This is a genomic window from Nocardioides pelophilus, from assembly GCF_014180685.1.
In the GTDB taxonomy this organism is placed as follows: Bacteria; Actinomycetota; Actinomycetes; order Propionibacteriales; family Nocardioidaceae; genus Nocardioides; species Nocardioides pelophilus.
This window is the reverse complement of sequence record NZ_JACEHF010000255.1, coordinates 1-657: the sequence shown is the minus strand read 5'-3', so window position 1 is coordinate 657 and position 657 is coordinate 1. Positions and strand designations below refer to the sequence as shown.

The 657-nt window shown below is 75.2% G+C and carries 1 protein-coding gene; it reads left to right on the top strand.

Features of this window, described 5'->3' with window-relative positions; all coding sequences use genetic code 11:
- On the top strand, positions 1-657 hold a 657-nt coding region (locus H0488_RS22430), incomplete at both ends, for a LysM peptidoglycan-binding domain-containing protein (protein ID WP_376768501.1).

The window sequence follows — 657 nt, the reverse complement described above, 5'->3', positions numbered from 1 at the left end:
CGTCGGCGCGCCGTTGCTCGGTAGCAGCGGCGCGGCGTCGGCCGACGACGGCGGCGGTCGGGCCCAGCGCGAGGCGACGGTCGCGGTCCAGGACACCCGCACCGCGGAGCAGCAGCCGGGTCGTCCGATGCACCAGGCGGCGCCGGACGCCTTCACCGCGCCCGCCCTCTACACCGAGACCAAGCACGAGCTCGCCGAGGCGGCCAGCGAGCTCCTCGGCCGCAAGATCGTGGTCGTCAAGGCACCGGAGGGTCGCTACCACCACAACCTCTGGGACATCGCCGAGGAGCACCTCGGCGACGGCCGGCGCTGGAAGGAGATCTTCGAGCTCAACAAGGGCCGGCCTCAGCCCGACGGCGGCGAGCTCGTCATCGGGCGGCTGATCCAGCCCGGCTGGGTGCTGGTGCTGCCCGATGACGCCGTCGGGGCCGACCGGGTCGACCGTGTCCAGCACCGGACCGACGAGCAGGACCGCGGCGACCGGCCCGAGCGGGTGCCGGTCGTCGACCGCGACGCCGAGCAGGTCGACGCCGTCGAGACGACGTACGACGGACTGGCCGGCGACCTGGTCAGCGGCGGTCTCCTCGCGGCGACCCTCGCCGGCGCGCTGGCGGCCGAGCGACGCCGCCGCCGCGGCGCGGATCTCTCGACGTCCGA